At 63.9% G+C, this 24,430-nt stretch carries 19 protein-coding genes; 9 read left to right on the top strand and 10 right to left on the bottom strand.

Features of this window, described 5'->3' with window-relative positions; all coding sequences use genetic code 11:
• Nucleotides 1-4 precede the first annotated feature (4 nt).
• From ACXYN8_RS05960 to ACXYN8_RS05940, 5 genes are all read right to left on the bottom strand, one after another.
• Entirely contained in the window at nucleotides 5-1,804 is a 1,800-nt protein-coding gene (locus ACXYN8_RS05960) for a glycoside hydrolase family 15 protein (RefSeq protein ID WP_458888399.1), read from the bottom strand.
• A gap of 14 nt (nucleotides 1,805-1,818) precedes the next feature.
• On the bottom strand, nucleotides 1,819-2,559 hold the full coding sequence (gene otsB, locus ACXYN8_RS05955) for a trehalose-phosphatase (RefSeq protein ID WP_458888398.1): 741 nt from the start codon (nucleotides 2,557-2,559) through the stop codon (nucleotides 1,819-1,821).
• 80 nt (nucleotides 2,560-2,639) lie between these two features.
• Nucleotides 2,640-4,457 (bottom strand): translation elongation factor 4, encoded by a 1,818-nt coding sequence (lepA, locus tag ACXYN8_RS05950; protein WP_458888397.1) that lies wholly within the window; start codon nucleotides 4,455-4,457, stop codon nucleotides 2,640-2,642.
• A gap of 54 nt (nucleotides 4,458-4,511) precedes the next feature.
• On the bottom strand, nucleotides 4,512-6,716 hold the full coding sequence (locus tag ACXYN8_RS05945) for a putative bifunctional diguanylate cyclase/phosphodiesterase (RefSeq protein WP_458888396.1): 2,205 nt from the start codon (nucleotides 6,714-6,716) through the stop codon (nucleotides 4,512-4,514).
• Nucleotides 6,717-6,839: 123 nt separating this feature from the next.
• Entirely contained in the window at nucleotides 6,840-9,419 is a 2,580-nt protein-coding gene (locus ACXYN8_RS05940; protein ID WP_458888395.1) for an EAL domain-containing protein, read from the bottom strand.
• Nucleotides 9,420-9,688: 269 nt separating this feature from the next.
• Here ACXYN8_RS05940 and ACXYN8_RS05935 point away from each other — a divergent pair, with 269 nt between their 5' ends.
• The 4 genes from ACXYN8_RS05935 to ACXYN8_RS05920 are packed head-to-tail and all read left to right on the top strand — an operon-like array spanning nucleotide 9,689 to nucleotide 15,091.
• Nucleotides 9,689-11,392: a PHA/PHB synthase family protein gene (locus ACXYN8_RS05935; protein ID WP_458888394.1), complete on the top strand. Its 1,704-nt coding sequence runs from the start codon at nucleotides 9,689-9,691 to the stop codon at nucleotides 11,390-11,392.
• A 29-nt stretch (nucleotides 11,393-11,421) separates the two neighbouring features.
• Entirely contained in the window at nucleotides 11,422-12,297 is an 876-nt protein-coding gene (locus ACXYN8_RS05930) for an alpha/beta fold hydrolase (protein WP_458888393.1), read from the top strand.
• A gap of 11 nt (nucleotides 12,298-12,308) precedes the next feature.
• Nucleotides 12,309-13,631: an FAD-dependent oxidoreductase gene (locus ACXYN8_RS05925; protein WP_458888392.1), complete on the top strand. Its 1,323-nt coding sequence runs from the start codon at nucleotides 12,309-12,311 to the stop codon at nucleotides 13,629-13,631.
• Nucleotides 13,628-15,091, top strand: a complete 1,464-nt coding sequence (locus ACXYN8_RS05920) for an MFS transporter (protein WP_458888391.1) — start codon at nucleotides 13,628-13,630, stop codon at nucleotides 15,089-15,091. Before ACXYN8_RS05925 ends, ACXYN8_RS05920 begins: the two co-directional genes overlap by 4 nt.
• Nucleotides 15,092-15,122: 31 nt before the next feature.
• Here the strand turns inward: ACXYN8_RS05920 and dnaN are convergent, their stop codons facing one another.
• From dnaN to ACXYN8_RS05900, 4 genes are all read right to left on the bottom strand, one after another.
• Nucleotides 15,123-16,250, bottom strand: a complete 1,128-nt coding sequence (dnaN, locus tag ACXYN8_RS05915) for a DNA polymerase III subunit beta (protein WP_458888390.1) — start codon at nucleotides 16,248-16,250, stop codon at nucleotides 15,123-15,125.
• 153 nt (nucleotides 16,251-16,403) lie between these two features.
• The gene (fabG, locus tag ACXYN8_RS05910; protein ID WP_458888917.1) at nucleotides 16,404-17,156 is read right to left on the bottom strand and encodes a 3-oxoacyl-[acyl-carrier-protein] reductase; all 753 of its coding nucleotides are present in this window, start codon (nucleotides 17,154-17,156) and stop codon (nucleotides 16,404-16,406) included.
• Entirely contained in the window at nucleotides 17,156-18,094 is a 939-nt protein-coding gene (gene fabD / locus ACXYN8_RS05905; RefSeq protein WP_458888389.1) for an ACP S-malonyltransferase, read from the bottom strand. The genes fabG and fabD overlap by 1 nt, the downstream gene beginning before the upstream one ends.
• Before the next feature lie 39 nt (nucleotides 18,095-18,133).
• On the bottom strand, nucleotides 18,134-18,964 hold the full coding sequence (locus ACXYN8_RS05900) for an LD-carboxypeptidase (protein WP_458888388.1): 831 nt from the start codon (nucleotides 18,962-18,964) through the stop codon (nucleotides 18,134-18,136).
• A 56-nt stretch (nucleotides 18,965-19,020) separates the two neighbouring features.
• On the opposite strand from ACXYN8_RS05900, the gene ACXYN8_RS05895 reads away from it, so the two are divergent.
• The gene (locus ACXYN8_RS05895; RefSeq protein WP_458888387.1) at nucleotides 19,021-20,442 is read left to right on the top strand and encodes a glutamate ligase domain-containing protein; all 1,422 of its coding nucleotides are present in this window, start codon (nucleotides 19,021-19,023) and stop codon (nucleotides 20,440-20,442) included.
• Here the strand turns inward: ACXYN8_RS05895 and ACXYN8_RS05890 are convergent.
• Complete coding sequence (locus tag ACXYN8_RS05890; RefSeq protein WP_458888386.1) at nucleotides 20,439-21,377, bottom strand: DUF808 domain-containing protein; 939 nt, start codon at nucleotides 21,375-21,377, stop codon at nucleotides 20,439-20,441. The genes ACXYN8_RS05895 and ACXYN8_RS05890 overlap by 4 nt on opposite strands.
• A gap of 222 nt (nucleotides 21,378-21,599) precedes the next feature.
• Here ACXYN8_RS05890 and rpsF point away from each other — a divergent pair, with 222 nt between their 5' ends.
• From rpsF to ACXYN8_RS05870, 4 genes are all read left to right on the top strand, one after another.
• Entirely contained in the window at nucleotides 21,600-21,959 is a 360-nt protein-coding gene (gene rpsF, locus ACXYN8_RS05885) for a 30S ribosomal protein S6 (protein WP_458888385.1), read from the top strand.
• A complete protein-coding gene (gene rpsR / locus ACXYN8_RS05880) occupies nucleotides 21,959-22,183 on the top strand; it encodes a 30S ribosomal protein S18 (RefSeq protein ID WP_458888384.1) in 225 nt (74 codons plus the stop codon). The genes rpsF and rpsR overlap by 1 nt, the downstream gene beginning before the upstream one ends.
• A gap of 13 nt (nucleotides 22,184-22,196) precedes the next feature.
• A complete protein-coding gene (gene rplI, locus ACXYN8_RS05875; RefSeq protein WP_458888383.1) occupies nucleotides 22,197-22,847 on the top strand; it encodes a 50S ribosomal protein L9 in 651 nt (216 codons plus the stop codon).
• A gap of 143 nt (nucleotides 22,848-22,990) precedes the next feature.
• Nucleotides 22,991-24,430 carry an AMP nucleosidase gene (locus ACXYN8_RS05870; RefSeq protein WP_458888382.1) on the top strand — a complete coding sequence of 480 codons (1,440 nt, stop codon included), beginning with the start codon at nucleotides 22,991-22,993 and terminating at the stop codon, nucleotides 24,428-24,430.

The raw sequence follows: 24,430 nt of genomic DNA, 5'->3' as shown, positions 1-24,430 counted from the left end.
GAGGTCAACGGATCGTGTTCCAGCTTTTCGAAAGGAGTCCGGCGCAATTGATTATACCCACCAGCGAGTAGGTTTGCGGGAAGTTCCCCCACAGTTCCCCGTTCTCGAGGTCGAGATCTTCGGAAAGAAGGCCCGATCGCGTGCGGTGCGACAGCATGGTATTGAAAAGCCCGCGGGCTTCCTCGTCCCGGCCAACGAGGTGCAGCGCCTCGATCAACCAGAAAGTGCAGATGTTGAAGGCTGTTTCCGGTGCACCGAAGTCGTCTTCCGCAGCATAGCGCAGCATGTTCTGGCCGCGCCGCAGCTCCTTTTCGATCTGGGCGAAGGTCGACTGGAACTTGGGATCGTCGGGCGAGACGAAGCGCAGCTCGACCAGTTGCAGCAGGCTGGCATCGAGGTAGTCGCTTTCGAAGGAGGCGGTGAAGTGCCCTTCCCCGCCGTTTTCCTTCCACGCCCTTTTCAGCACGGTTTCGCGGATCATGTGCGCCCGTTCGCTCCAGTATTGCTGCCTGTCCGCCTTGCCGAGATGGCCCGCGACATTGGCGAGCCGGTCGCACGCAGCCCAGCTCATCACGGCAGAATAGGTATGGACTTCCTGCCGCGTGCGGAATTCCCACAATCCCGCATCCGGCTGATCGTGCATCGACCAGGCCATTTCCCCGACCTGTTCGAGACTGGCGAAATCGCCTTCGTCTGCAATCCGCAGAAGGCGCCGGTCGAAGAAGCCCTGGACGGTCGGCAGAACGATCTGGCCGTAGCAATCGTGCTGCACCTGGTGATACGCCGCGTTGCCGACGCGCACCGGCCCCATGCCACGATAGCCGGCGAGGTTTTCCGCGAAGGTTTCCTCAAGCTCGGCGATGCCCATTACCGAATAGAGCGGCTGAATCTGACCACCTGCGGCCTGATCGACAATGTTGCGCAGGTATCCGAGATACTTTTCCAGAACGTCGAGAGCGCCCAGTCGGTTCAGCGCCTGCACCGTGTAGTAGGAATCGCGGATCCAGCAGAAGCGGTAGTCCCAGTTGCGCTGGCTGCCCGGCGCTTCAGGTATGGACGTCGTCAGCGCGGCGACGATCGCGCCAGTTTCCTCGTGCTGGCAGAGCTTCAGCGTGATGGCGCAGCGAATGACCTCGTCCTGCCATTCCAGCGGCGTGGCGAGCCCCCGCGCCCACAGCTGCCAGTATTTGCGCGTGCTCTGTTCCATCGCGCGCACTTCTTCACGCAGATTGCCGGAGAACGGCTCGTCCGGGCCGAGGAAAAAGTGCGTGTCCTCTTCGATGCGGAAAGTCCGCCCTTCTAGGATGTATCCCACCGGCGCATCGGTGGACAGGCGCATCGCCTGATCACCGACGAGGTAGCGGATGTGGTTCGTACCGCTGGTCGTCTCGGCAAGGTGCGCGCCATATTCGCGCATCGGTTTCAGGCGCACGCAAATACGCGGGTTGCCGGATATGGGCCGCACGATCCTCACGAAGGCGATCGGGCGATACATCCGGCCGGACCGTTCGAAGCGCGGGCAGAAATCGAGGATTTCGACCGCGCTGCCGTCCGCTGCTTCCAGCGTGGTGACGAGGTTCGGCGTGTTGCGGATGTATTCCTGCCGCGCGCTGACCTGCCCTTCCAGCTCGAAGCGCCATACCCCGGTGTCTGAGTTCTCCCCGTTCAGCAGGGCGCAGAACACCGGATCGCCATCCACGCGCGGGACGCACCCCCAAACGAGACCGCCGGTTGCGTCGATTAGGCCGGAAACCTGGCAGTTGCCAACCGGGAAGAGTTCGAGGCTGGATCTGGGGGGCAGCATTGCGTTTTCTGGCATTACAGGCCCAGCCAATCGCGGACATCGGCCGGCGTTGCAAGGCGGTAGCGAGCGTTTTGTGTGGGCCGTCCCCCCACTGCGATGGCGAAACCGCCGCGGCGATTGGCGGCAGCGAAGCCGTCTTCATCCGTCACGTCGTCTCCGATAAACACCGGTTTCGCGCCGGAGAACGCGGCCTCTCCCATAAAGGCATCGACCGCCCCGCCCTTGTCTGCACCGGGGCGCACCAGCTCGACCACGAACTTGCCGCGCTTCGTTACCATTCCAGCTTCGTCCGCGACCTTGCGCGCGTGGGCTAGGACCTGCTCCTCCAGCGATGGCGCGGCGCGGTAATGCAGAGCGGCACCGTGAGGCTTGGTTTCGAGCGTGAGTTCGGCATGTCCCCCGACGAATTCCTCCAGCGCGGCGGCGACATCGCCGGGCAGAGCGACCGCCTCGCTGCCTATGCGGGAGCCGTCCGCCAGCCGCCGGTCGATCCCGTGCGATCCGGCCTGCGCCACGGCACAGGGGCCGAGGTGTCCGGCCAGATTGTCGAGAGAACGCCCACTGACGAGCGCCACGCGCCCATCAAGCCGCTGCGACAGCGCCTCCAGCCCTCCGGCCATATCGGGAGGCACCTCGATCGCATCGTGCGTCGGCGCAATGGCAACCAGCGTTCCATCGAAATCGAGGAACAGCGAAAGCGGCCCCTCTGCGGCGAGTTGCTCCAGCGAAGGCGGGGCGGCTAGCGTTTGCGTCATTGCCCGCGATGCTTACTTGTGCACCGCAGCAACGCAAGGGCGGATGCCGTGTTTGTCGCGCAAAGTCGGGCGGTGCAGGCTTATTCTTCGCCCATCCGCAACGCGGCGATGAAGGCTTCCTGCGGGATGCTCACATTGCCGTATTCCCGCATCCGGGCCTTGCCCTTCTTCTGCTTTTCCAGCAGCTTCTTCTTGCGCGAGATGTCGCCGCCGTAGCATTTGGCGGTCACGTCCTTCCTGAGCGCGGCAATGGTTTCGCGGGCGATGACCTTGCCGCCGATGGCGGCCTGGATGGGAATCTTGAACAGGTGGCGCGGGATCAGGTCCTTCAGCCGCTCGCACATTCCCCGGCCACGCTCCTCGGCGACGCCGCGGTGGACGATCAGCGACAGCGCGTCGACAGGCTCGTTGTTCACCAGGATGTTCATCTTCACCAAATCGCCTTCGCGAAGGCCGATCTGCTCGTAATCGAAGCTCGCATAGCCCCGGCTGATGCTCTTGAGACGGTCGTAGAAGTCGAACACCACCTCGTTCAGCGGAAGCTCGTAGGTCACCTGCGCGCGGCCGCCGACATAGGTCAAGTCGGTCTGGATGCCGCGGCGGTCCTGGCACAGCTTGAGGATGGAGCCGAGGTATTCGTCGGGCGTGTAGATGACCGCCTTGATCCACGGTTCCTCGATGATTTCGATGCGGTTCACATCCGGCCAGTCGGCGGGATTGTGGATTTCGATCGTCTTGGCGTCCTCGTTCTTCGTGTGGCCGAGCTGCACGCGGTAGACCACAGACGGCGCCGTGGTGATCAGGTCGAGATCGTATTCGCGCGAAAGGCGCTCCTGAATGATCTCGAGGTGCAGCAGGCCGAGGAAGCCGGCGCGGAAACCAAAGCCCAGCGCGGCGCTGCTTTCCATTTCGTAGGAGAAGGAGGCATCGTTCAGACGCAGCTTGCCGATACTTTCGCGCAGCTTCTCGAAGTCGGCGGCGTCGACGGGGAAAAGACCGCAGAACACCACCGGCTGGACTTCCTTGTAGCCCTTCAGCGGTGCTTCTGCCCCGCCCTTCACCGTGGTGATCGTATCACCCACGCGGGCCTGCTCCACCTCCTTGATCTGCGCGGTGATGAAGCCGATTTCGCCCGGCCCGATCTCCGGCAGGTCGACGCGCTTGGGGGTGAACGCTCCGACCCGGTCGACGAGGTGCTGCGTACCGCCCTGCATGAACCGCACGTGCAGGCCCTTTTTCAGCCAGCCATCGATCACGCGGACGAGGATGACGACGCCGAGATACGGGTCGTACCAGCTATCGACCAGCATGGCCTTCAGCGGCGCGTCGCGATCGCCGGTCGGGGGCGGAATGCGCGCGACCAGGGCTTCGAGCGTTTCCTCGATCCCAATGCCGGACTTGGCGCTGGTCAGCACCGCGTCGCTCGCATCGAGGCCGATGATATCCTCGATCTCCGCCTTCACCTTCTCCGGCTCGGCGGCGGGCAGGTCGATCTTGTTGATGACGGGGACGATCTCGTGGTCATGCTCGATCGACTGGTACACGTTGGCCAGCGTCTGCGCCTCGACCCCTTGCGCTGCATCGACGACCAGCAGCGCGCCTTCGCAAGCGGCAAGGCTGCGGCTGACTTCGTAAGCGAAATCGACATGGCCGGGCGTGTCCATGAGGTTCAGCTCATAGGTCTCGCCATCGCGGGCCGTGTAGTTGAGGCGCACGGTCTGCGCTTTGATGGTGATGCCGCGCTCCTTCTCGATGTCCATGTTGTCGAGCACCTGCTCGGACATCTCGCGCTCGGTCAGGCCACCGCAATGCTGGATCAGACGGTCGGCAAGCGTGGACTTGCCGTGGTCGATATGCGCGATGATGGAGAAATTGCGGATCTTGGAAAGGTCGGTCATTATGCGGCGCGCTTTAGCGATGCCGCGCCGCCCTGTCAGTAGCTAGAATGCGCTCTAGCGCGTGACCTGCACCTGCATGAACTTGGGTTGGGTCTTTGGACCGTCGTTTGCAGGCATCTGGTACTGCCCCGGCGGAAGCTGCGCGAGCGGCATTCCGGCAGCGGCGAGCGCGTATGGCGACACGCGGTGGCGCGTCACCAGCCCGCCCGAACCATCGCTTGTCAGCGGCGTTTCGAACTCGACACCGATCACCGCGTCCTGGCTGCGGGTGACCTGGCACACGGCAAGCTGACCTGCGCCGAGATCGAGCACCAGCGTCGTGTCCTTGGGCACGCCCAGCAACCCTTCGATCCGCGCCCCCGTCTTGGAAAGATCGCGCATGACCGCCTGGTAGCAGTGATCCTCGTGAATGACGCCGATGCGGCGGAACACGCTGCGCCGTTCGGGGCGGTGGCGGTCCGGTCCGTCGGGCTTGATCGAGAACTCGCCCGAAGTGATGCGCTGCTCGACCTGGGCCAGCGGCAGGGGCTTGGAGTAGATGTAGCCCTGGATCAGCTTGCCGCCCTTGGCGCGAACGAGCTCCAGCTGGTCGAATGCCTCGACCCCCTCGATCGTGACTTCCATCTGCAAGGCATTGGCGAGGCCGATGATGGCGGTAATGATCTTGGCGTTCTTGTTGCCCTTTTCCGTGCAGCTTTCCACGAAGCTGCGGTCGACCTTCAGCTTGTCGAAGGGGGCGCTGCGGAGGTAGCCGAGCGAGGAATAGCCGGTCCCGAAGTCGTCGAGCGCGAGGCGCACGCCGAGACCCTTCAGCGTCTTGAAGGTCTCGTCGAGAACTTCGTTGTCGCCCATGAAGACCGTCTCGGTCAGCTCCAGCTCCAGCCGGTCGGGTTCCAGCCCGGACTGCGCCAGCGCGTTCGCGACCACGGTCGGAAATTCCGCATTGGCGAACTGCACGGCGGAAACGTTGACCGCCACGCGCACCGATTTCGGCCACTTGGTGGCATCGTGGCACGCCTTGCGCAGCGCCCATTCGCCCAGCTGGACGATGAGGTTGGATTCCTCGGCCACCGGAATGAACTGGCCGGGGCTGACCATCCCGCGTTCCTCGTGCTCCCAGCGCATCAGCGCCTCGAGACCGACGACCATGGAATCCTCGATCCGCACCACCGGCTGGTAATGGAGATCGAGTTCCCCTTCCTTCAGTGCCTTTCGCAGGTCTTTTTCAAGCGTCTCGCGCTCTTCGGCCTCGTCCTTGAGGTCGGAAGAATAGAAGCGATACTGCCCGCGCCCGCCGTTCTTCGCAGCGTAAAGCGCTAGGTCGGAGCTGTGGATGATGCCTTCGGGATCCAGCCCGTCATAAGGCGCGACGGCTATACCGACGGACGCGCCGATGATCGCACGCTTGCCTTCGATCGTGTAGGGTTGGGACAGCATCTGGATAATCTTGCCGGCCAGTTCCCCCAGCTTTCCGCGGTCGTCCATGTCGGGCAGGATGACCTGGAATTCGTCGCCGCCCAACCGACCCACTTCGCCGCGACCGGACAGCACCTGTTCCAGCCGCTGCGCGACCTGCCGCAGCAGCTCGTCGCCCGCGGGGTGGCCCATCGTATCGTTGACCTGCTTGAACCGGTCGAGGTCCAGCATCAACATGGCGCAGCTGCGCTTGGCCGCCTTGTAGGAGGTCAGGATGGCATCGAGCCGCTGGTTCATGCGGTGGCGATTGGCGAGACCGGTCAGCGAATCGAATTCTGCCAGTTTCGAATCGACCAGCTGGCGCTGGTATTCCACGGTCACGTCATTGGCGGAGCCAGCGTACCCGTTGAAATTGTTCTCCGCATCGAACTGCGGATGGCCCGACATCGACCAGAAGGCATGGCCTCGCGCGCCATCGCCGCGCTTTAGCACGCGCACCACCATGTCATTGATCTTGCCATGCGCGCGCAGCTGGAATTTCAGCGGACGGTCTGACTTTTCGTTGGGATTGTCAGGATCGGTTTCGAACAGGTCGACCAATTGCTGGCCGAGCATGTCCTCGATGCCGACCGACAGCCCCTTCGCCGCGCTTTCGGAAAGGTAGATCAGGCGGCCGTCCGCGTCGGAGGCCCACAGCCACCCGATCCCAGCTTCTTCCACCGCGTCGAGCACGGCGAGGCGCCGCTGCCCGTCATCCCGCGAAATCGCCCCGGCCACGCGCACCGGTTCGGACACGGCAACGGCAGTCTGTGCCTTACTACCGAAGCCCTGAAAGATGCCCATGACTGCCCTTGTCTCCCCTCAGCGGATTGCTGTTCAGACGTCAGCGCAAACTAGGGATATGTGGTTACCGTTGTCTTAAGGCTTGATCAGGATTTGGCGGATTTTCGCTTCATCCGGTCGCTTTCATCCGGCCTTGCGAAGCGGTTCCGGCTGCGGCTTCGTCGTCACCGGTTTTCCCGAGATTGCCGGGATGCTTCCGTCGGCGGCAATCTCGATCGGCTTGGCGAATTCCACGCCCATGCGGTCGCCTTCGGACCAGCGCGTTGTCACCAGCAGAACCACATCCTGTGACAGATACACCTCGAAGATCGTGCCCACGGGGACGTTCCACAGCCCTTCGATCATGGCGCCGTTGCGCGAAATATTGCGGACGACACCGTCGTAATGCTGGCCGCTATGATCCAGCAACACGCGGCGGAACAGCTTGTGGCGTGGCAGGCGGGCGGATTTCGGCCCGCTCGGCGTTGCCTGCAAACCCTTCTGAAGTCGCTCGCTCGCCTTGTCGGCCTGCAATGGCCGTTCGTAGATGTAGCCCTGCACATGGCTGCACCCGGCGCTGCGGACCAGCTCCAGTTCGTCCAGCGTTTCCACGCCCTCGGCAGTCGTATCCATGCCCAGCGAAGCCGCCAGGTTGGCGATAGAAACGATGATCGCGCCGTTGCGGCTGCCCGGCTCTGTGGCCCCGTTGATGAAACCCTTGTCGATCTTGATCTTGTCGAACGGCGCACTCTTCAGATAGCCGAGCGAGGAATAGCCTGTGCCGAAGTCGTCGAGCGCGAGACGCACGCCGATGCCCTTCAACGCGGCGAACATCGCATCGGTCGAGGGATCGTCGTTGAGGAACACGCTCTCCGTAATCTCCAGCTCCAGCCGTGACGGGTCGATCTGGTGCTGCGCGATGGCATTGGTCACCACCGAGGCGAGCTTGGGATTGGCGAACTGCAACGGCGACACGTTTACCGCGATGCGGATTTCCTCCGGCCATTGCGACAGCTGGTAGCAGGCCTGACGCATTGCCCATTCGCCGATCGCTTCGATCAGGCCCGATTCCTCGGCAATGGAAATGAACTTGTCGGGCGAGACGAAGCCATGCTTCGGGTGGTTCCAGCGCATCAGCGCCTCGAAACCGCAGATGCGATCGCTCTCCAGCTTGACGAAGGGCTGGTAGTATAATTCCAGGCCGCCGTTCACCAGCGCCTGACGCAAGTCGTTTTCGAGCGCGAGACGTTCGCGCGCCTGATCGTGCAGGTTCTCCGAATAGAAGTGATACCGCCCGCGTCCGCCATCCTTTGCGGCGTAGAGCGCGAGGTCGGCATTGCGGATCAGTGCCTCGCTGGTGGATCCGTTGTCCGGGGCCATCGAGATGCCGACTGAAGCGCCGATCATCACCTGATGCCCGTCGATCGAGTACGGTTGCGAAAGGTGGTGGATCACCTCCTGCGCCAGATGCGACAGCTTCGCCTTTTCCTGCCGGCCGGGAAGGATGATCTCGAACTCGTCACCGCCAAGACGCCCCACGCGGCCTTGGTCGCCCAGAGTCCGCTCCAGCCGCCGTGCGACCTGTTTCAGCAGGTAATCGCCCGCCGGATGACCCAGCGTATCGTTGACCTGCTTGAAGCGGTCGAGGTCGAGCAGGAAGATCGAACAGGCCCGGTTCTGCTGCTGCGGCGCGGCAAGCAGCTTTTCCAGCTCCTGCGACATCTGCAACCGGTTGGCTAGGCCGGTAAGCGAATCGTACATTGCCAGGCGCGAGGCCTGGTCCTGGGTCCGTTTGCGCTCCGTCAGGTCGGTGCCGGACCCGCGGAAGCCCATGAAATTGTCGAATTCGTCGTAGATCGGGCGACCGCTGACCGACCACCATCGTTCCTCCGCCTCCGCGCCCTCGCCCTCTCCGCCAGCGTTTCGGCCCGCGGCGCGCACGGGCAGTTCGAGGAATGCCGAGCGGGCGGACAGGTGGAACTTGAGCGTTCGCTCGTATTCCACCGAGCTGTCCTTCAGGTCGAACAGCGCCGTCATCGGGCGGCCCATCAGTAGCGATGCGCGAGTGCCGATGGCTGATGCGGCGGATTCCGAGATGTAAGTGAGGATCGCGCGGCGGTCGGTTTCCCAGAACCACCCCTGCCCCGTTTCCTCGTAATCGCGCAGGATGTCTTCGGCGCGGGTGCGGCGCCGTGCCTCATCCAATTCGCGTTCGGCGACTTCCTTTTCCCAAGCAATCTGGCGCCAGCCGAAATAACCCGCGATCAGCAGGCAGCTGACGAGCGAGAGCAGGCTGGCCGCGCGCCCGTCCACTGCTGCGAAACTGCCCCAGCACGCGCCCATGCTGAGCAGCATGGAGTGCGGATTTCGCAGGTGAAGCATCGCAGTGATGACCGAAACGCAGGCGACGACGCCGAAGACTCCGCGCGCGCTTTCCGGCTCGACCGCGATCCACCAGCCCATCGCCGTCCCGAAAAGTGCCATGGCAAGGCCCGGGCTGGCCGCGTAGATTGCGATTCGACGCAGGATGCTCTGCCCCGGCGCGCGTTCGAATTCCGCTGCGCGCGGGCTGGCTATGGAAATGGCACAAGCCCCCGCGACGAGCACGGTAACAAGGCCCGGCGGCAACGCCCAGGCGATAGCTGCCGGAAGGATTAGGCCCAGAGCGAAGATCGGCAGCATGAGGCGAAAATGCCTCGGAATCAGGTATTTGCGTTCGGCCAACTCTGGCGATTGCACCACGCGGGCGCGTTCCTGATTGGTTTTGCGGGCCGCGCGGGAATGCTTCGGGATAGCTCCCGCGTCCTGAGCGGGCACCCCCGCTTCGACCTCCTCCGGCCGAACTTGCTTTGACTGGACCGCACCCATGACGCCCGCCTTCGCACGTGCGGCTTTGAGAAAGGGTAAACCTTCGCCGGAATTCCTCGATGCTTGCCAACACCCGGCGCGCTCGTCACACTCCCCGCAAAACAAGGATAATAATGGAGAGCAGGATGGCCAAGGGACCGACCCTGGAGAACGAGGCCGCGCAGTCGACCACCGCGCTGGGCCCGCTGGTCGGTCTGGCGCGGGAGGATTTCGTCGGCGCTATCGCCCTGCTGCTTCGCGAAACGGCAGGCAATCCCGCCCGCACATTGCGGCACGCGCAGGCGTTTGGCGAAGACGTCGTCCAGATCATGACCGGCAAGTCGGAACTGGAGCCGAACCCGCGCGACAAGCGCTTCATGGACCCGGCCTGGCGTTTCAACCCCTTCTTCCGCGCCGGAGCGCAGTACTATCTCGCCGTGCAGAAGGGTATGCACAGCTGGCTCAACGAGCTGGAGCTAGACGATCTGGAACGCGATCGCGCCCATTTCATCTCCAACATCATCATCGACAGTCTCGCGCCCACCAACACGCTCGCAGGCAACCCGACCGCGCAGAAGCGCCTGATCGACAGCGGCGGCCTCAGCCTCGTGAAGGGGCTGAAGAACGCCTACAGCGACATGGTTCACAACAAGGGCATGGTCAGCCAGGTCGACAAGAAGCCTTTCAGGCTGGGGGAGAATGTCGCCACCTCCAAGGGCAGCGTGGTGCTGCGGACCGAGATGATGGAGCTGATCCAGTATGCGCCGACGACCGAGAAGGTCCGCGCCATACCGCAGCTGACCATCCCGCCGCAGATCAACAAGATGTACATCAACGATCTCTCGCCAGAGAAATCGGTGGTGAAATATCAGCTCGACAACGGCATCCAGACCTTCGTCATCTCCTGGCGCAATCCGACAAGGGAACAGGGTTGCTGGGGCATGGCGGACTACGTCGATTCCTGCCGCGAAGCGATGGAAGCGGTTGCTGCGATCACCGGGGCAAAGAAGGTCAATGTCTCCGCAGGATGCTCGGGCGGGCAGACAGCCGCCGTGCTCGCCAGCAAGCTGACGGCCGATGCGGCGAAAGGCCACAGCCTGCTCGGCGCGCTGACGCTGATGGTATGCGTTCTCCACCCCAAGCAGAACGATATCGAAGCGGGCAGCTTGATAAGCGAGAACGGCATGGCCCTCGCCCGGCGGCGCGCCAGCAAGGCGGGCGTGATCAAGGGCGATGACCTCTCGCGCGGTTTCGCCTGGCTACGTCCGAACGACCTGATCTGGAACTACGTCATCAACAATTACCTGCTGGGCGACGATCCCCCGGCGTTCGACGTGTTGTTCTGGAATGCGGATGCGACCAACCTCTCCGCCTCACTGATGGGCGACTTCCTGACCATCTTCGAAACGCTGGCCTTTACGAAGAAGGGCGAAGTGGACATGGCCGGCCACGGGATCGACCTGTCCAGGGTGACGTCCGACCTGTTCATCCTGGGCGGAGTGACCGACCATATCACGCCCTGGCGCGCGACCTATCGCTCGACGCAGTTGTTCGGATCGAAGGACGTGACCTACGTGCTCAGCCAGTCGGGACACATGCAGGCGATCCTCAACCCGCCCGGCAATCCCAAAGCGAAGTATTTCGTGCAAAAGGACGATGGCGCGCTTCCCGCGACGGCAGAAGAGTGGCTCAAGGGGGCGGAGGAAGTCGCAGGCAGCTGGTGGCCGTTCTGGATCGACTGGTTGCAACAACGCTCGGGCGAGGAGAAAACCGCGCCGAAATCGCTCGGCAGGGGCAGGTTCAAGCCGCTCGATCCGGCGCCGGGCCTCTACGTCGTGGAAGAAGTCTGACAGATACAACAGGTCGCAAGGAATTGTAGTTGGCGAAGAAAACCAGTCCGAGAACCGCTTTCCTGCGCGAGGCGCTGAAAGACGCGACGATCACGATGGAGACGGTCGGCGGACGCACCCTGCGTGTCGCGCGGTGGGGCTTCGAAAAGCCCAGCGATCATCTGCCGATACTGTTCTTCAACGGCATCGGCGCCAATATCGAAGCGGTCGCCCCGCTACCCGAAGCGCTCCACGAACGGCCCTTCATCATGTTCGATATGCCCGGCGTCGGCGGATCGCCCGAGCCGGTGGTTCCGTATAACACTGTCACCATGGCGTGGACGACGACCCAGCTGCTCGACCGCTTCGGCATCGACCGGGTCGACGTGATGGGCGTCAGCTGGGGCGGCGCCATGGCGCAGCACTTCGCCCTCCAGCACGCCAGTCGCACCCGCCGCCTGATCCTGTGCGCCACCAGCGCGGGAATGCTGATGGTGCCGGGCAATCCGGCTGCGCTCAGCAAGATGGCCAATCCACGCCGCTACGTCGACGCTGCGTTCATGGAGAAGCATTTCCAGACGCTTTACGGTGGCGCGCTGGGGCAGGCGGCAGGCAAGGCGGAGCACATCCATCGTCTGAAGCCGCCGACGCGGCGCGGCTATCTCTACCAGCTCATCGCCATGATTGGCTGGACCAGCGCGCCCGCCCTGCCCTTTATGAAGACGCCGACGCTCATCCTGATGGGCGATGACGACCAGATCGTCCCGCTGGCCAACGGGACCATTCTCAACAAGCTGATACCGAACAGCGAACTGGTGGAGCTGAAAGGCGGCGGGCACCTCTTCCTCCTCAGCCATAGCGGGGAATGCGTTGCCCATATCCGCGCGTTCCTCGATCGCGGCGGCGAAACGCGCAAGGCAGCCTGACAGGAGCGGAAATGCGGCATATCGCGATCATCGGCTCCGGCCCGGCCGGATACTACACCGCCGAAGCCGCCCAGAAGCAGTGGGGCGACGATGTGCGGGTAGACATCTTCGACGCCCTGCCCGTTCCTTACGGCCTGATCCGCTTCGGAGTCGCGCCCGATCACCAGTCGATCAAGGGCGTCTCGCGCCGCTACGAGAAGACCGCATTGTCCGAAAACGTCCGCTTCGTCGGCAATGTGCTGGTCGGCAAGGACGTAAGCATCGCTGAACTGGGCGAGCTATACGACGCCATCGTCCTGGCGACCGGCGCGCCGAACGACCGCACACTGGACATTCCCGGCAATGACTTGGGCAATGTGTTCGGCAGCGCGGGCTTCGTGGGCTGGTACAACGGGCACCCGCAATTCGCAGACCTCGACCCCGATCTGTCGGGCAAGTCGGCAGTCGTCATCGGCATGGGCAATGTTGCGCTCGACGTGGCGCGCATCCTCTCGAAGACACCGGCGGAATTCGAAGGCGCCGACATCGTGCGCCACGCGCTTGAAGCGCTGGCCCGGTCCAATCTTCGACAAATCACTATCGTGGGTCGGCGTGGGCCGCACCAGATCGCGATGACGCCCAAGGAACTTGGCGAGCTGATGCATCTTGATCGTGCTTCGCCGCGCGTCGAAAACGCCGATTTGCCCGCCGAGGACGAGGACATGCTGCTCGAACCGGGTCTCAGGAAGTCGGTCACTCACCTTCGCAGCTTCGCCGCCATTCCGGAAAGCGAGCGCGCCGACAAGCCGATCGAAATCGCCTTCGATTTCTTCGCCAGCCCTGTCGGGCTTCATGGCGAAAACGGCCATGTCCGCGAGATCGAAGTGGAGCGCACCGAGGTTATCAAGGGCCGCGCGCAAGGATCGGGCGAGACCTATTGCATTCCCGCCGACCTGGTGGTCAGTTGCATCGGCTATCGCACCTCGCCCATCCCCGACGTTCCGTTCGACGAGCGCATGGGCCGCTTCGCCAATGATCAGGGACGCATCCTGCCAGGCCTTTACGCAGTCGGCTGGGCGCGGCGGGGGCCGACCGGGACCATTGGCACCAACCGGCCCGACGGCTTCGGCGTCGTGGAACTGATCGCAGCCGACATGCAAAGCCGGGCCTGCCGAAGCGGCGGAAAGAACGGGCGCGAAGGCTTCGACGTTCTGGCGCAGGAGCGCGGCCTCGACATCGTGACCTTCCGCGACTGGAAGAAGATCGAAGACGCCGAAACACAAGCGGCGCGCCACGGCGCTCCGCGCGAGAAATTCGTCGATATCGAGAGCATGATTAGGGCGCGCGGCGAGTGACAGAACGGACCTTGGCCGAGCGGCCCACCACCGGCTTCGGCGGCCCGCTCGATCGCACGGGCTTTGCCTGGGCGGTCTTCGAATGGGCGCGCAATCCCTATTACATCCTGATCGTCATCTACATCTTCGCGCCATACTTCGCGCGCGACATCATCGGGGCGGATCTGCTGGCGGGCGGGACGTTGTCCGAACTCTCGCCGGAAGAGGCGCTGGCAACAGCCAATGCGCAGGGGCAGGCGACGATTGCCTCAGTCACCAAATGGGCAGGCATCGTCGCCGCGCTGACCGCGCCGTTCCTCGGTGCGGCGCTCGATCGCGGGGGTCGGCTGAAACCGGTCCTCGCAGTGTTTCTCGGCACGATTGCCGCGTCATCTGCCCTGCTCTGGTTCGCGATCCCCGGCGGGGCGGGCCTGAGCACAGGCGCGATCATGGCGCTGCTTATCGTCGCCTACGTCAGCTACACCTATTCGGAGGTGACGCATAACGCCATGCTGGGCGTAGCGGGCGCGCCGGGGCGGTTGTCGATGATCTCGGGCCTTGGCCTCGGCCTCGGCAATCTGGCTGCCGCGCTGATTTTCATAGCGATGGTGGTGCTGTTCCTGCTGCCTGCCGCCGTCGGCTGGCCATTCGCAGAAGTGCCGTTCGGTATCGACACGGAGCGGTTCGAGCATATCCGGCTGGCTGGACCGATCTGCGCGGTCTGGCTGGTGGTGTTCGCCGTTCCGTTCTTCCGCCACGCCCGCGATCCGGGCATCGCCGGGGCCAGCTGGCCCGCAGCCTTCGTTTCGGGTGCGCGAAGCGTGGCGCGCACATTGCGCGAGGCGGCAAAGTATCGCGAGCTGATGAAATTCCTGATCGCGCGCATGTTCTATGCCGACGGGATGGCGGCGCTGCTGGCGCTTGGCGCGGTCTATGTCGCGCTGTTCCTGGAGTGGAGCTTTCTGGAGATGGTCTGCTACGCCATCTTCTCCAGCATCTGCGCTTTCGGTGGCGGGCTGCTGGGTGGCTGGCTGGAAGGCAAGGTCGGCGTGAAGCAGGCGCTCGTCTTGGAAATCATGGCCATGGTCGCGGCAATGGTCGTGCAGCTCAGCATCACGCAGGAAAGCCTGCTGTTCGGCCTCGTCGCGAATTACCAGGTGTGGGACGGCCTGGTGTTCCAGACCTTGGCCGACCTCACCTATTTCGCGCTCATCAGCGTGGTTGCGATCGCGGTCACGGCGAGCATTTCGGGCAGCCGCACGATGCTCGTCACTCTCGCTCCGCCGGGCCGGAGCGGAGAATTCTTCGGCCTTTATGCCATTGCCGGAACGATCACCGTCTGGATGGGCCCGTTGCTGGTCCAGTACTTCACACTGTGGTTCAACGACCAGCGGATCGGCTTCGCGTCGATCTCGCTACTGTTCACCATCGGGCTGGCGATATTGCTGAGTGTGAAAATGCCCCACCGCCGCGCCGCCTGATCGCGGCAGCGCGGGTGGCAGGGATGGCGGGTCAGACCCGCATCGGCATCAGCACGTAGAGCGCCGGGCTCTTGTCATCCTTGCGGATCAGCGTCGGCGCGCCGGCGTCGGCGAGGTGGAGTTCCACCGTATCGCCTTCGATCTGGCTGAGGATGTCCTTCAGGTAATTGGCGTTGAAGCCGATTTCGAACCCCTCGGCCTTGTATTCCGCAGAGACTTCTTCCGCCGCCGTGCCGTTATCGGGCGATGTGACCGACAGGGTTACCCGGTCGTTGTCGAGCCCCATCTTCACCGCGCGGGTTTTTTCCGTCGCGATGGTCGCCACGCGGTCAACACCGGCGTAGAAGCTCTTGGGATCGAGCTTCAGCAGCTTGTCGTTCCCGGTCGGAATGACGCGGCTGTAATCCGGGAAAGTGCCGTCGATCAGCTTGCTGGTGAGGACGACCCCGCCCTCTCCGCCCAACGTGAAGCGGATCTTGCTGGCGGAAAGGTCCACCTGCACATTGCTGTCGAGCGCTTCTTCGAGCAGCTTGCGAAGCTCGCCCACGGCCTTTCGCGGGACGATGACGTCGGGCATCCCTTCTGCGCCGTCAGGACGGGGCAGCGTGAAGCGCGCGAGGCGGTGACCATCGGTTGCGGCCGCCTTCAGCACCGGCGTATCCTCGTCCGAAACGTGCAGGAAGATGCCGTTGAGGTAGTAGCGCGTTTCCTCGGTCGAGATGGCGAAGCGCGTGCGGTCGATGATCTCGGCCAGCGTCTTTGCCGGAATCTCGAAACTGGTCGGCAGGTCGCCTTCGACGATCACCGGGAAATCGTCGCGCGGCAGGGTGGGCAGCTGGAATCGGCTGCGTCCCGCCTTCACCGTCATCCGGTTGTCGGCGGTTTCAAGGCTGACCTGGCTGCCGTCCGGCAGTTTGCGGGCGATGTCGAACAGCAGGTGTGCGGACACGGTGACCGCGCCGGAATCCTCCACCGACACGGCGGACATGCTTTCCACGACCTGCAGGTCGAGGTCGGTCGCCATGATCTTCAGCGTGCCGTCGCTCGCCGCTTCGATGAGCACGTTCGACAGGATCGGAATGGTGTTGCGGCGTTCGACCACCGACTGGACGTGAGACAGGCAACGCAGCAGCGTCGCGCGTTCGATAGTGGCCTTCATGGTTCCCTTCGGTCCCCCTCAGCGCGCCTCCAAGCGGAATCGCCCGATAGCGCGGGTGAAATCGTCCCCAATCCTTAGCGTTGAGGGCGTATGCGGCAAGGCCAATGGCCGCCCTGCCCGGCGTTTCTGGGGATAAACCCCCGAATATTCCGCCTAACTGATCATCGCCATGCCGCCGTTGACGTGCAGCGTCTGTCCGGTGACGTAAGCCGCCTCGTCGCTGGCGAGATAGGCGACTGCCGCGCCGATTTCCTCGCCCTCGCCCATGCGGCCCATCGGAATGCGCGAATTAATCGCGCTCTTCTGGTCGTCGGTAAGCGCATCGGTCATCGCGGTGCGGATGAAGCCCGGTGCCACGCAATTGACGGTGATGCCGCGGGTGGCAAGTTCCTGCGCGAGGCTCTTGCTCATGCCGGTCAGCCCGGCCTTGGCGGCGGTGTAATTCATCTGCCCCGGATTGCCCGTCGCACCGACCACGCTGGTGATCGAGACGATGCGTCCGTGCCGGGCCTTCATCATCGGGCGGGCGGCGGCGCGCATGAGACGGAAGCTGGCTTCGAGGTTGATGCGGATCACCTCGTCCCACTCCTCGTCCTTCATCCGCATGGCGAGATTGTCGCGCGTGATGCCGGCGTTGTTGACGAGGATGTCCATCTTGCCGAGCGTGTCGACGGTTGCGGGGATCAATTCCTCGACCTGCGTCGTGTTCGACAGGTCGCAGGTGATTTCCACATGGTCATGGCCGAATTCGTCGTTAAGTTCCTCGCGAAACGCGCGCAGCTTGCCTGCGTTGGAGCCGGACAGCGCCAGCCGCGCACCCTGCCGCGCCAGCGCGCGGGCGATCGACGAACCGATCCCGCCGCTGGCGCCGGTGACGAGCGCGGTCTTTCCTTCGAGCAAAAACATCATCCGATCTCCTTCGCCAGCGCTTCGATCTGTTCCATCGTGACCACGCTGGTCGCCGTGGAATCGGGTGCGGTCCGCCCGATCATGGGGCCGAGCACCTTGCCGCCCAGCTCGACATAGTGATGCACGCCGGATTCGGTCATCGCCAGCACGCTTTCGCGCCAGCGCACACGGCCGCAAATCTGGCGCACGAGCAGGTCGCGCTCTTCGTCCGGGTCGGTGACGGCGGCAGCCGTCACGTTGGAATAGAGCGGCAGGTGGAAAGCCTGCGGCGCCGTCCTGCCCAGCGCGTTCTCCATCGCTTCGGCCGCGGGGACCATCAGGTCGCAGTGGAACGGTGCGGAAACCGGCAGCAGCACGCCGCGCTTGATGCCGTGGTCCTTCGCCTTGGCGACCGCGCGCTCGATCGCCTCGCGATGGCCGGAAAGGACGACCTGCGAAGGATCGTTGTCGTTGGCGATCTGGATGATCTGGCCGTCCGCGGCAGCGTCGGCGAGTTCCTGCGCCTTCTCGGTATCCGCGCCAAGCAGCGCGCACATCGCGCCTTCACCCACCGGAACGGCGGCCTGCATCGCCTGGCCGCGCAGCTTGAGCAACCTCGCCGTGTCAGAGAGCGAGAACGCACCGATCGCACAAAGCGCGGTGTATTCTCCGAGGCTGTGCCCCGCGACGCACGCGGCCTTGTCGGTCAGCACGATGCCGCAATCCTTTTCCAGCACCCTAAGCGTCGCGATCGCATTGGCCATGATCGCAGGCTGCGCGTTCTCCGTAAGGGTGAGCTGGTCTTCCGGTCCGTCGCGCATGATCTGCGACAGCTTCTGCCCCAGCGCGTCGTCGACTTCCTCGAAAACTTCGCGCGCAGAGGCGCTTGCTTGCGCCAGATCGGCCCCCATGCCGACCTTCTGGCTGCCCTGACCGGGGAAAACGAATGCGCGCATAAATTCTCTCTGTGACCCGTAAATGCTTCTGCCGCGCGCCTAGGTAGCGGGCGAAGGGCTGGCAAGTCCGAAGGGGACAATCTTGTTGGCCGGATGGTGGCCGATGTCTGCAAAACCGAGGTAGGGTATCCCCGCGCGGTCGCACCAGAATTGCGCCATCTGTTCCGGTTCCTGTCCGAAGTCGCGATCGTTTTCGGGCACGGCGGTGATGCGGCCCAGCCGCAGGCCCGCGATGCGCGGCAGGGTCTGCGTCAGGTGAAACAGCAGGCGGTCGACGGCGTAGTGATGCTCCGACACTTCCTCCACCATCACGACATGGCCGGTCAGGTCGGGCATCAGCGGCGTGTTCATTATCATCGCCAGCGTATATAGGTTGAACGCGACCGCAGGTGTCTTGCCGTCGAGCGACGGTTCCAGCCCGCCCCGATCCCCCGCGAACCAGCCCAGCACCCGTCGCACGCCTTCACGACCGCGCTCGCTGATCGCGCTGACCGGCATCGAGCCATGGACCGGCTGACCGATGCCGTTGCGGTAAAGCGCGCCGAGCAGGTAGCCGCAGTCGGAGAAGCCGACGTAGGTCTTGGCCCGCGCCACCTCGTTCATTCGCGCGATTGCCGCCTCGGCAATGCGGTTGGAGCCATAGCCGCCCTTGGCGAACCACACGGCGTCGAATTCCGGGTTGTTGGCGCATTCCACCAACGCGCCCAGTCGCACGATGTCCTGTCCCGCGAAGTGCCCTTCGCTTTCGAAGCACTGCTCGTGAAACCAGACGGAATGTTGCGGATATTCCTCGGCCACCAGCGCTTCCAGCGCTGCGGCATGGTCGCGCGTGATCGGGGTGGCGGGCGCGCAGATCGCGATACGGGTCATGGACAAGGCTTCTAGCCAGCTTGTGTTCGACTGCACAACTGCATAGCGAAGCCGCCATGCCCGATTCCGTGACCGACCCCACTGCCCGCCCCTGGTTCTTCTGCGGCATCGGCGGCTCTGGAATGTTGCCGCTGGCGACGATCCTGAAGGGTCTGGGCGCGCAGGTCGCCGGGTCGGACCGCAGCTTCGATCAGGGCCGCACGCCGAAGAAATTCGCCTGGCTGGAACGTGCAGGCTTCGAACTCCATCCGCAGGACGGCAGCGGCATCACCAGCGCGGAGCAGGTGCTGGTCGCCAGCGCCGCTATCGAAGACACCGTGCCCGAAGTCGCGCGCGCAAGGGAACTCGGCTGCACGCGAATGACGCGGGCCGATTTGCTTTCGACACTGTTCAACAGCGCGGACCACGGCATCGCCATTGGCGGGACGAGCGGCAAGTCGACGGTCACCGGCATGATCGGCTGGATCATGGAGGCGGTCGGTCGCCAGCCGACCGTGATGAACGGCGCGGTGATGAAGAACTTCGTCTCCCCCGACGTGCCCTTCGCCAGCGCGCGGGTTGGCAGCGGCGGCACCTTCGTGAGCGAGGTGGACGAAAGCGACGGTTCCATCGCGCTCTACCGGCCCGAAGTCGCAGTGCTGCTCAACGTCAGCCTCGACCACAAGAGCATGGACGAATTGCGCGCACTGTTCTCCGGCTTCCTCGCCGCGAGCGAGGTGGCCGCCATCAACGCCGACGATGTCGAGGCGCTGGCCTTGCTGCCCCATGCCAGGCGCGCGCTGACCTTCGGCATCGACCAGCCGCGCGCGCAAATAGGCATTGTCGAAGGCAGCATTGCGGACGGACCGGTGCTTCAGGCGGCGATGGTGATCGACCGCCATGACGACAGCGAGCATCCGCTGACGCTGAACCTGCCGGGTCGGCACAATCTGTCCAATGCGCTGGCCGCGATCGCGGGCGCGGTTGCGGCGGGCGTGCCCACGGCGCAGGCGGTCGCAGCGCTGGCTGGTTTCGAGGGACTGGCGCGGCGCTTCGACATCGTGGGCACATCGCTCGGCGGCGTCACGGTGATCGACGATTTCGGCCACAATCCGGAGAAATGCGCGGCCACTCTACGGACGCTCAAGGCGCATCCGGGACGGGTGATCGCTTTCTTCCAGCCTCACGGTTACGGACCCTTGCGCCAGATGGGCGAAGAGCTCGCCGAAACTTTCGCTCGCGAACTGGGGCCGGATGACGTCACCATCATGTGCGACCCGGTCTATTTCGGCGGAACCGTCGACCGCAGCGAAGGGACGGAGCGCATCGTGAAGCTAATCGAGGATGAAGGCGGGAGAGCCGAACATATCGCGAGCCGCGAGGACTGCGGCGCGCGGATGGTGGAACTGGCGAAGCCCGGCGACCGTATCGTCGTGATGGGCGCGCGCGACGATACCCTCAGCGAGTTTGCAAAGGACGTACTGGCCCGCCTCGCTTAATGCGCGCCGATCTTCAGCACCTTGTGCAGAACGAAGACGATTATCGCGCCGACGATCAGGCCGAACAGGGCTGAAATCCCCGCATAGGTCAGCCAGCCGAGGATGCCGCCGAGGCCGCCGGTCAGCTCCTCGACCCCGTGCTGCAAGCCGTGGCTGAAGTCGGCAATGGAATGCAGGCCGACTTCGTGCAGGCCGTGGATCAATATTCCGCCGCCGACCCACAGCATCGCCACCGTCCCGACGACCGAGAGGATGGTCAGCAGCGTCGGCATTGCCGCCAGCAGGAACCGACCGAAGCTCTGCGCCGTGCTGGAATCGCGCTTGGTCAGGTGCAGGCCGACGTCGTCCATCTTCACGATCAGCGCGACGGCCCCATAGACGACGGCCGTGATGACCACGCCGACGATCGCCAGCACACCTGCGCGGGTCAGCAGCGTTTCCGCGGCGACCTCGTTGAGCGTGATTGCCATGATCTCCGCCGACAGGATCAGATCGGTGCGGATTGCGCCGCTGGTACGTTCTTTCTCGAAAGCGACGGGATCGGTGATCTCGTCGTCCAGGGTCTTGCCGTGGTGCTCCCCGCCAAGCTTCTCCAACACCTTTTCCGCGCCTTCGTAGGACAGGAAGCAGCCGCCCAGCATCAGGATGAAGACGATGGCGACGGGCAGAAATTCACTTAGCACCAGAGCGCCGGGCAGCAGGATCAGCAGCTTGTTCTTCAAGCTGCCCTTGGTGATGTTCCAGATGATCGGCAGTTCGCGCGCCGGAGTCAGGCCGGTAACGTAGTTCGGCGTCACCGCCGCGTCGTCGATCACCACGCCTGCGGCCTTGGATCCGGCGCGGCTGGCGGCGACGGTCACGTCGTCGATGCTGGCAGCGGCGGTGCGTGCGATCACCGCCACGTCGTCGAGCAAGGCAACCAGTCCTGAAGGCAATGCGAATCTCCCTGTTAGCCGGAACAAGCCCTGCCCTAGTCCAACGGTTCCCGCAAACACGCGCACGCCGCGCCATCCTCGCTTGCTTTTCCCCCGCAAAGCGGTATGTGCGCGCCTTCCCCGCCGCTGGCCATGCCACGCGGGGATTTCGAAGAAAGCCGGAGGGGCGGCCTGCGATCCGCGCAGGAAGCCAGCGATCGGCCGGAGTGAAAGGAAGACACGATGGCTCTTTACGAGCACGTGTTGCTTGCGCGCCAGGATCTGAGCCAGGCTCAGGTCGATGCACTGGCTGCCCATGCAACCGAGATTGTCGAGAACGGTCAGGGCAAGGTCACCAAGACCGAAACCTGGGGCCTCAAGAACCTCGCCTACAAGATCGACCGCAACCGCAAGGCGCATTTCGTCATGCTCAACCTCGACGCACCGGGTTCGGTGATCCAGGAACTTGAGCGCCAGAACCGCATGAACGAAGACGTTCTGCGCTGGCTGACGATCCGCGTCGACGAACATGAAGACGGTCCGAGCGTGATGATGCGCAAGAACGACCGCGACCGCAAGAAGCGGGATCGGGGAGACGACTGATGGCACGAGCATTTTTCCGCCGCCGCAAGTCCTGCCCCTTCGCGGGCAAGAACGCGCCGAAGATCGATTACAAGGACGTCCGCCTGCTGCAGGGGTTCATCTCCGAACGTGGCAAGATCGTCCCCAGCCGCATCACCGCGGTGTCCGCCAAGAAGCAGCGCGAACTCGCCAAGGCGATCAAGCGCGCCCGTCACCTGGGCCTGCTGCCCTACATCGTGAAGTAAGAGGAGAGAGACCATGGATATCATCCTCCTCGAACGTATCGAGAAGCTGGGCAGCATTGGCGACGTCGTAACCGTAAAAGACGGCTACGCCCGCAACTACCTGCTGCCCAACAAGAAGGCCCTGCGCGCCAACGACGCGAACAAGAAGGTCTTCGAAGCAAACCGCGACCGCCTCGAAAAGGAAAATGCGGAGAAGCGCAGCGAAGCCGAGAAGGCTGGCGAGAAGATCGACGGCACCGAAATCGTGCTGATCCGCGCTTCGTCGAACGCCGGCCAGCTGTACGGCTCGGTCAACGTTCGCGACATCGTCAACGGCCTCGAAGAAAAGGGCCACACGGTCGACAAGAAGCAGGTCATCATGGGCGCGCCCATCAAGACCATCGGCATGTTCGACGTGAACGTGGCGCTGCACCCGGAAGTCCACATCATCGTGAAGGCGAATGTCGCCCGCTCCGAAGATGAGGCCGAACTGCAGAGCCAGGGCGTCGACGTCATCGCGCAGATGTTCGAAGACGAACAGGCCGAGATCGAAGAAGCCGCGGCTGCCAACACCCGCGACCCGATGCTCGAGCCCGGCGAAATCCCGGCCGAACTGCTGGAAGACGGTGCTGCACCGGCCGACGGCGACGACGCTGGTGCCGAAGAAGGCGATAAGGCCGAGTAAGCCTTCCGCTCCTTCGCGAAACGAAACAGATCAGGCCCTCGCCCTCACCGGCGGGGGCTTTTTCTTTGTCCGGCGCGCCCGATCGCTCGTCGCGCCGCATCGCTGTCTTTGAAATGTCGCGAGAGCCGCGCTATTGGCCCGCGATGCAAACTTCGACACAGATTCTGGAAGAACTGACCAAGCTTCACGACGCAGCCACCAGCCGCCTGCGCGACGACATCGCCGCCTATGTGCGCGACGGCACCCTGCCTCCGCCCGAACGTCGCCGCGACGGCAGCTATTGCTACCCCGCGCTGCACCTGCGTTTCCGCGGAGAAGGCGAGCCGACCGACCGCTCGCGCGCATATGGGCGGCTCGATCGCATCGGCACCTACACCACCACCGTCACGCGCCCGCGCCTGTTCGGCGACTATATCCGCGAACAGCTCGACCTGATCGGCGAGGATTACGAGATCGAACTTTCGGTCGCCCCATCGGATCAGGAAATTCCCTTTCCCTACGTCCTCGACGGACAGCAGGGGGCGGAAATGGCCGGGATCGAGCCGCAGGAGCTTGCGCGCCACTTCCCCGCGACCGACCTCGCCCTGATCGGGGACGAGATCGCTGACGGTTTCGACCTGTCCGGCGAAGGCTCCGGCCTGCCGCTGGCGCTGTTCGACGGACTGCGGACGGACTACTCCCTCGCGCGGCTCGCACACTATACCGGCACCGCGCCGGAGGATTTCCAGCACTTCATCCTGTTCACCAACTATCACCGCTATGTCGATGAATTCGTTGACTGGGGCGCGCGCCAGATCGGCAAGGGGTTCTACACCGGTCTCGCGGGAGCGGGCGGCCTGAGGATCGAGGCAGCGACCACCACCGCCCGCGATCAGCTTTCCGACACGGCGTGGCGGCGGCACCAGATGCCGGCCTATCACCTGATGGCGGGCGACCGCATGGGCATCACGCTGGTGAATATCGGCGTCGGGCCGTCCAATGCGAAGACGATCTGCGACCACCTCGCCGTGCTGCGGCCGGAAAGCTGGCTGATGATCGGCCACTGCGGCGGTTTGCGCGCCAGCCAGAAGATCGGCGATTTCGTGCTCGCCCATGCATATTTGCGCGACGACCACGTGCTCGACAGCGTGCTGCCGCCCGAAATTCCCATACCGCCGATTGCCGAGGTTCAGCAGGCATTGGCCGGCGCGGCGCAGGAAGTGTCGGGCGAACAGGGGCCGGACCTCAAGAAGCGGATGCGCACCGGCACCGTCGTCACCACCGACGACCGCAACTGGGAGCTGCTCTACTCGCAATCGGCCAAGCGCTTCTCGCAGAGCCGCGCCATCGCCATTGAGATGGAAAGCGCCACCATCGCCGCCCAGGGTTACCGCTTCCGCGTCCCCTACGGCACGCTGCTATGCGTCAGCGACAAGCCGCTCCACGGCGAGATCAAGCTGCCGGGACAGGCGAACCAGTTCTACGAACAGGCCATTGCCGCCCACCTCCAGATCGGCATCAAGGCCTGCGAACGCCTGCGCGCCGAGGGCGAGCGGCTGCATTCGCGCAAGCTACGGGCCTTCAACGAGCCGCCGTTCAGGTAG

It is taken from the genome of Altererythrobacter sp. CAU 1778 (assembly GCF_054482795.1).
Note: the sequence above shows the minus strand (reverse complement) of the source record. Positions and strands in the feature narration are given on the sequence as shown.

Coding starts and splice junctions, on each gene's coding strand:
- otsB (WP_458888398.1), bottom strand. CDS start 2,559: ATGACGCAAACGCTAGCCGCCCCGCCTTCGCTGGAGCAACTCGCCGCA.
- ACXYN8_RS05960 (WP_458888399.1), bottom strand. CDS start 1,804: ATGCTGCCCCCCAGATCCAGCCTCGAACTCTTCCCGGTTGGCAACTGC.
- rpsR (WP_458888384.1), top strand. CDS start 21,959: ATGGCACGAGCATTTTTCCGCCGCCGCAAGTCCTGCCCCTTCGCGGGC.
- rplI (WP_458888383.1), top strand. CDS start 22,197: ATGGATATCATCCTCCTCGAACGTATCGAGAAGCTGGGCAGCATTGGC.
- rpsF (WP_458888385.1), top strand. CDS start 21,600: ATGGCTCTTTACGAGCACGTGTTGCTTGCGCGCCAGGATCTGAGCCAG.
- ACXYN8_RS05870 (WP_458888382.1), top strand. CDS start 22,991: ATGCAAACTTCGACACAGATTCTGGAAGAACTGACCAAGCTTCACGAC.
- dnaN (WP_458888390.1), bottom strand. CDS start 16,250: ATGAAGGCCACTATCGAACGCGCGACGCTGCTGCGTTGCCTGTCTCAC.
- fabD (WP_458888389.1), bottom strand. CDS start 18,094: ATGCGCGCATTCGTTTTCCCCGGTCAGGGCAGCCAGAAGGTCGGCATG.
- ACXYN8_RS05900 (WP_458888388.1), bottom strand. CDS start 18,964: ATGACCCGTATCGCGATCTGCGCGCCCGCCACCCCGATCACGCGCGAC.
- ACXYN8_RS05945 (WP_458888396.1), bottom strand. CDS start 6,716: ATGGGCATCTTTCAGGGCTTCGGTAGTAAGGCACAGACTGCCGTTGCC.
- lepA (WP_458888397.1), bottom strand. CDS start 4,457: ATGACCGACCTTTCCAAGATCCGCAATTTCTCCATCATCGCGCATATC.
- fabG (WP_458888917.1), bottom strand. CDS start 17,156: ATGTTTTTGCTCGAAGGAAAGACCGCGCTCGTCACCGGCGCCAGCGGC.
- ACXYN8_RS05925 (WP_458888392.1), top strand. CDS start 12,309: ATGCGGCATATCGCGATCATCGGCTCCGGCCCGGCCGGATACTACACC.
- ACXYN8_RS05935 (WP_458888394.1), top strand. CDS start 9,689: ATGGCCAAGGGACCGACCCTGGAGAACGAGGCCGCGCAGTCGACCACC.
- ACXYN8_RS05895 (WP_458888387.1), top strand. CDS start 19,021: ATGCCCGATTCCGTGACCGACCCCACTGCCCGCCCCTGGTTCTTCTGC.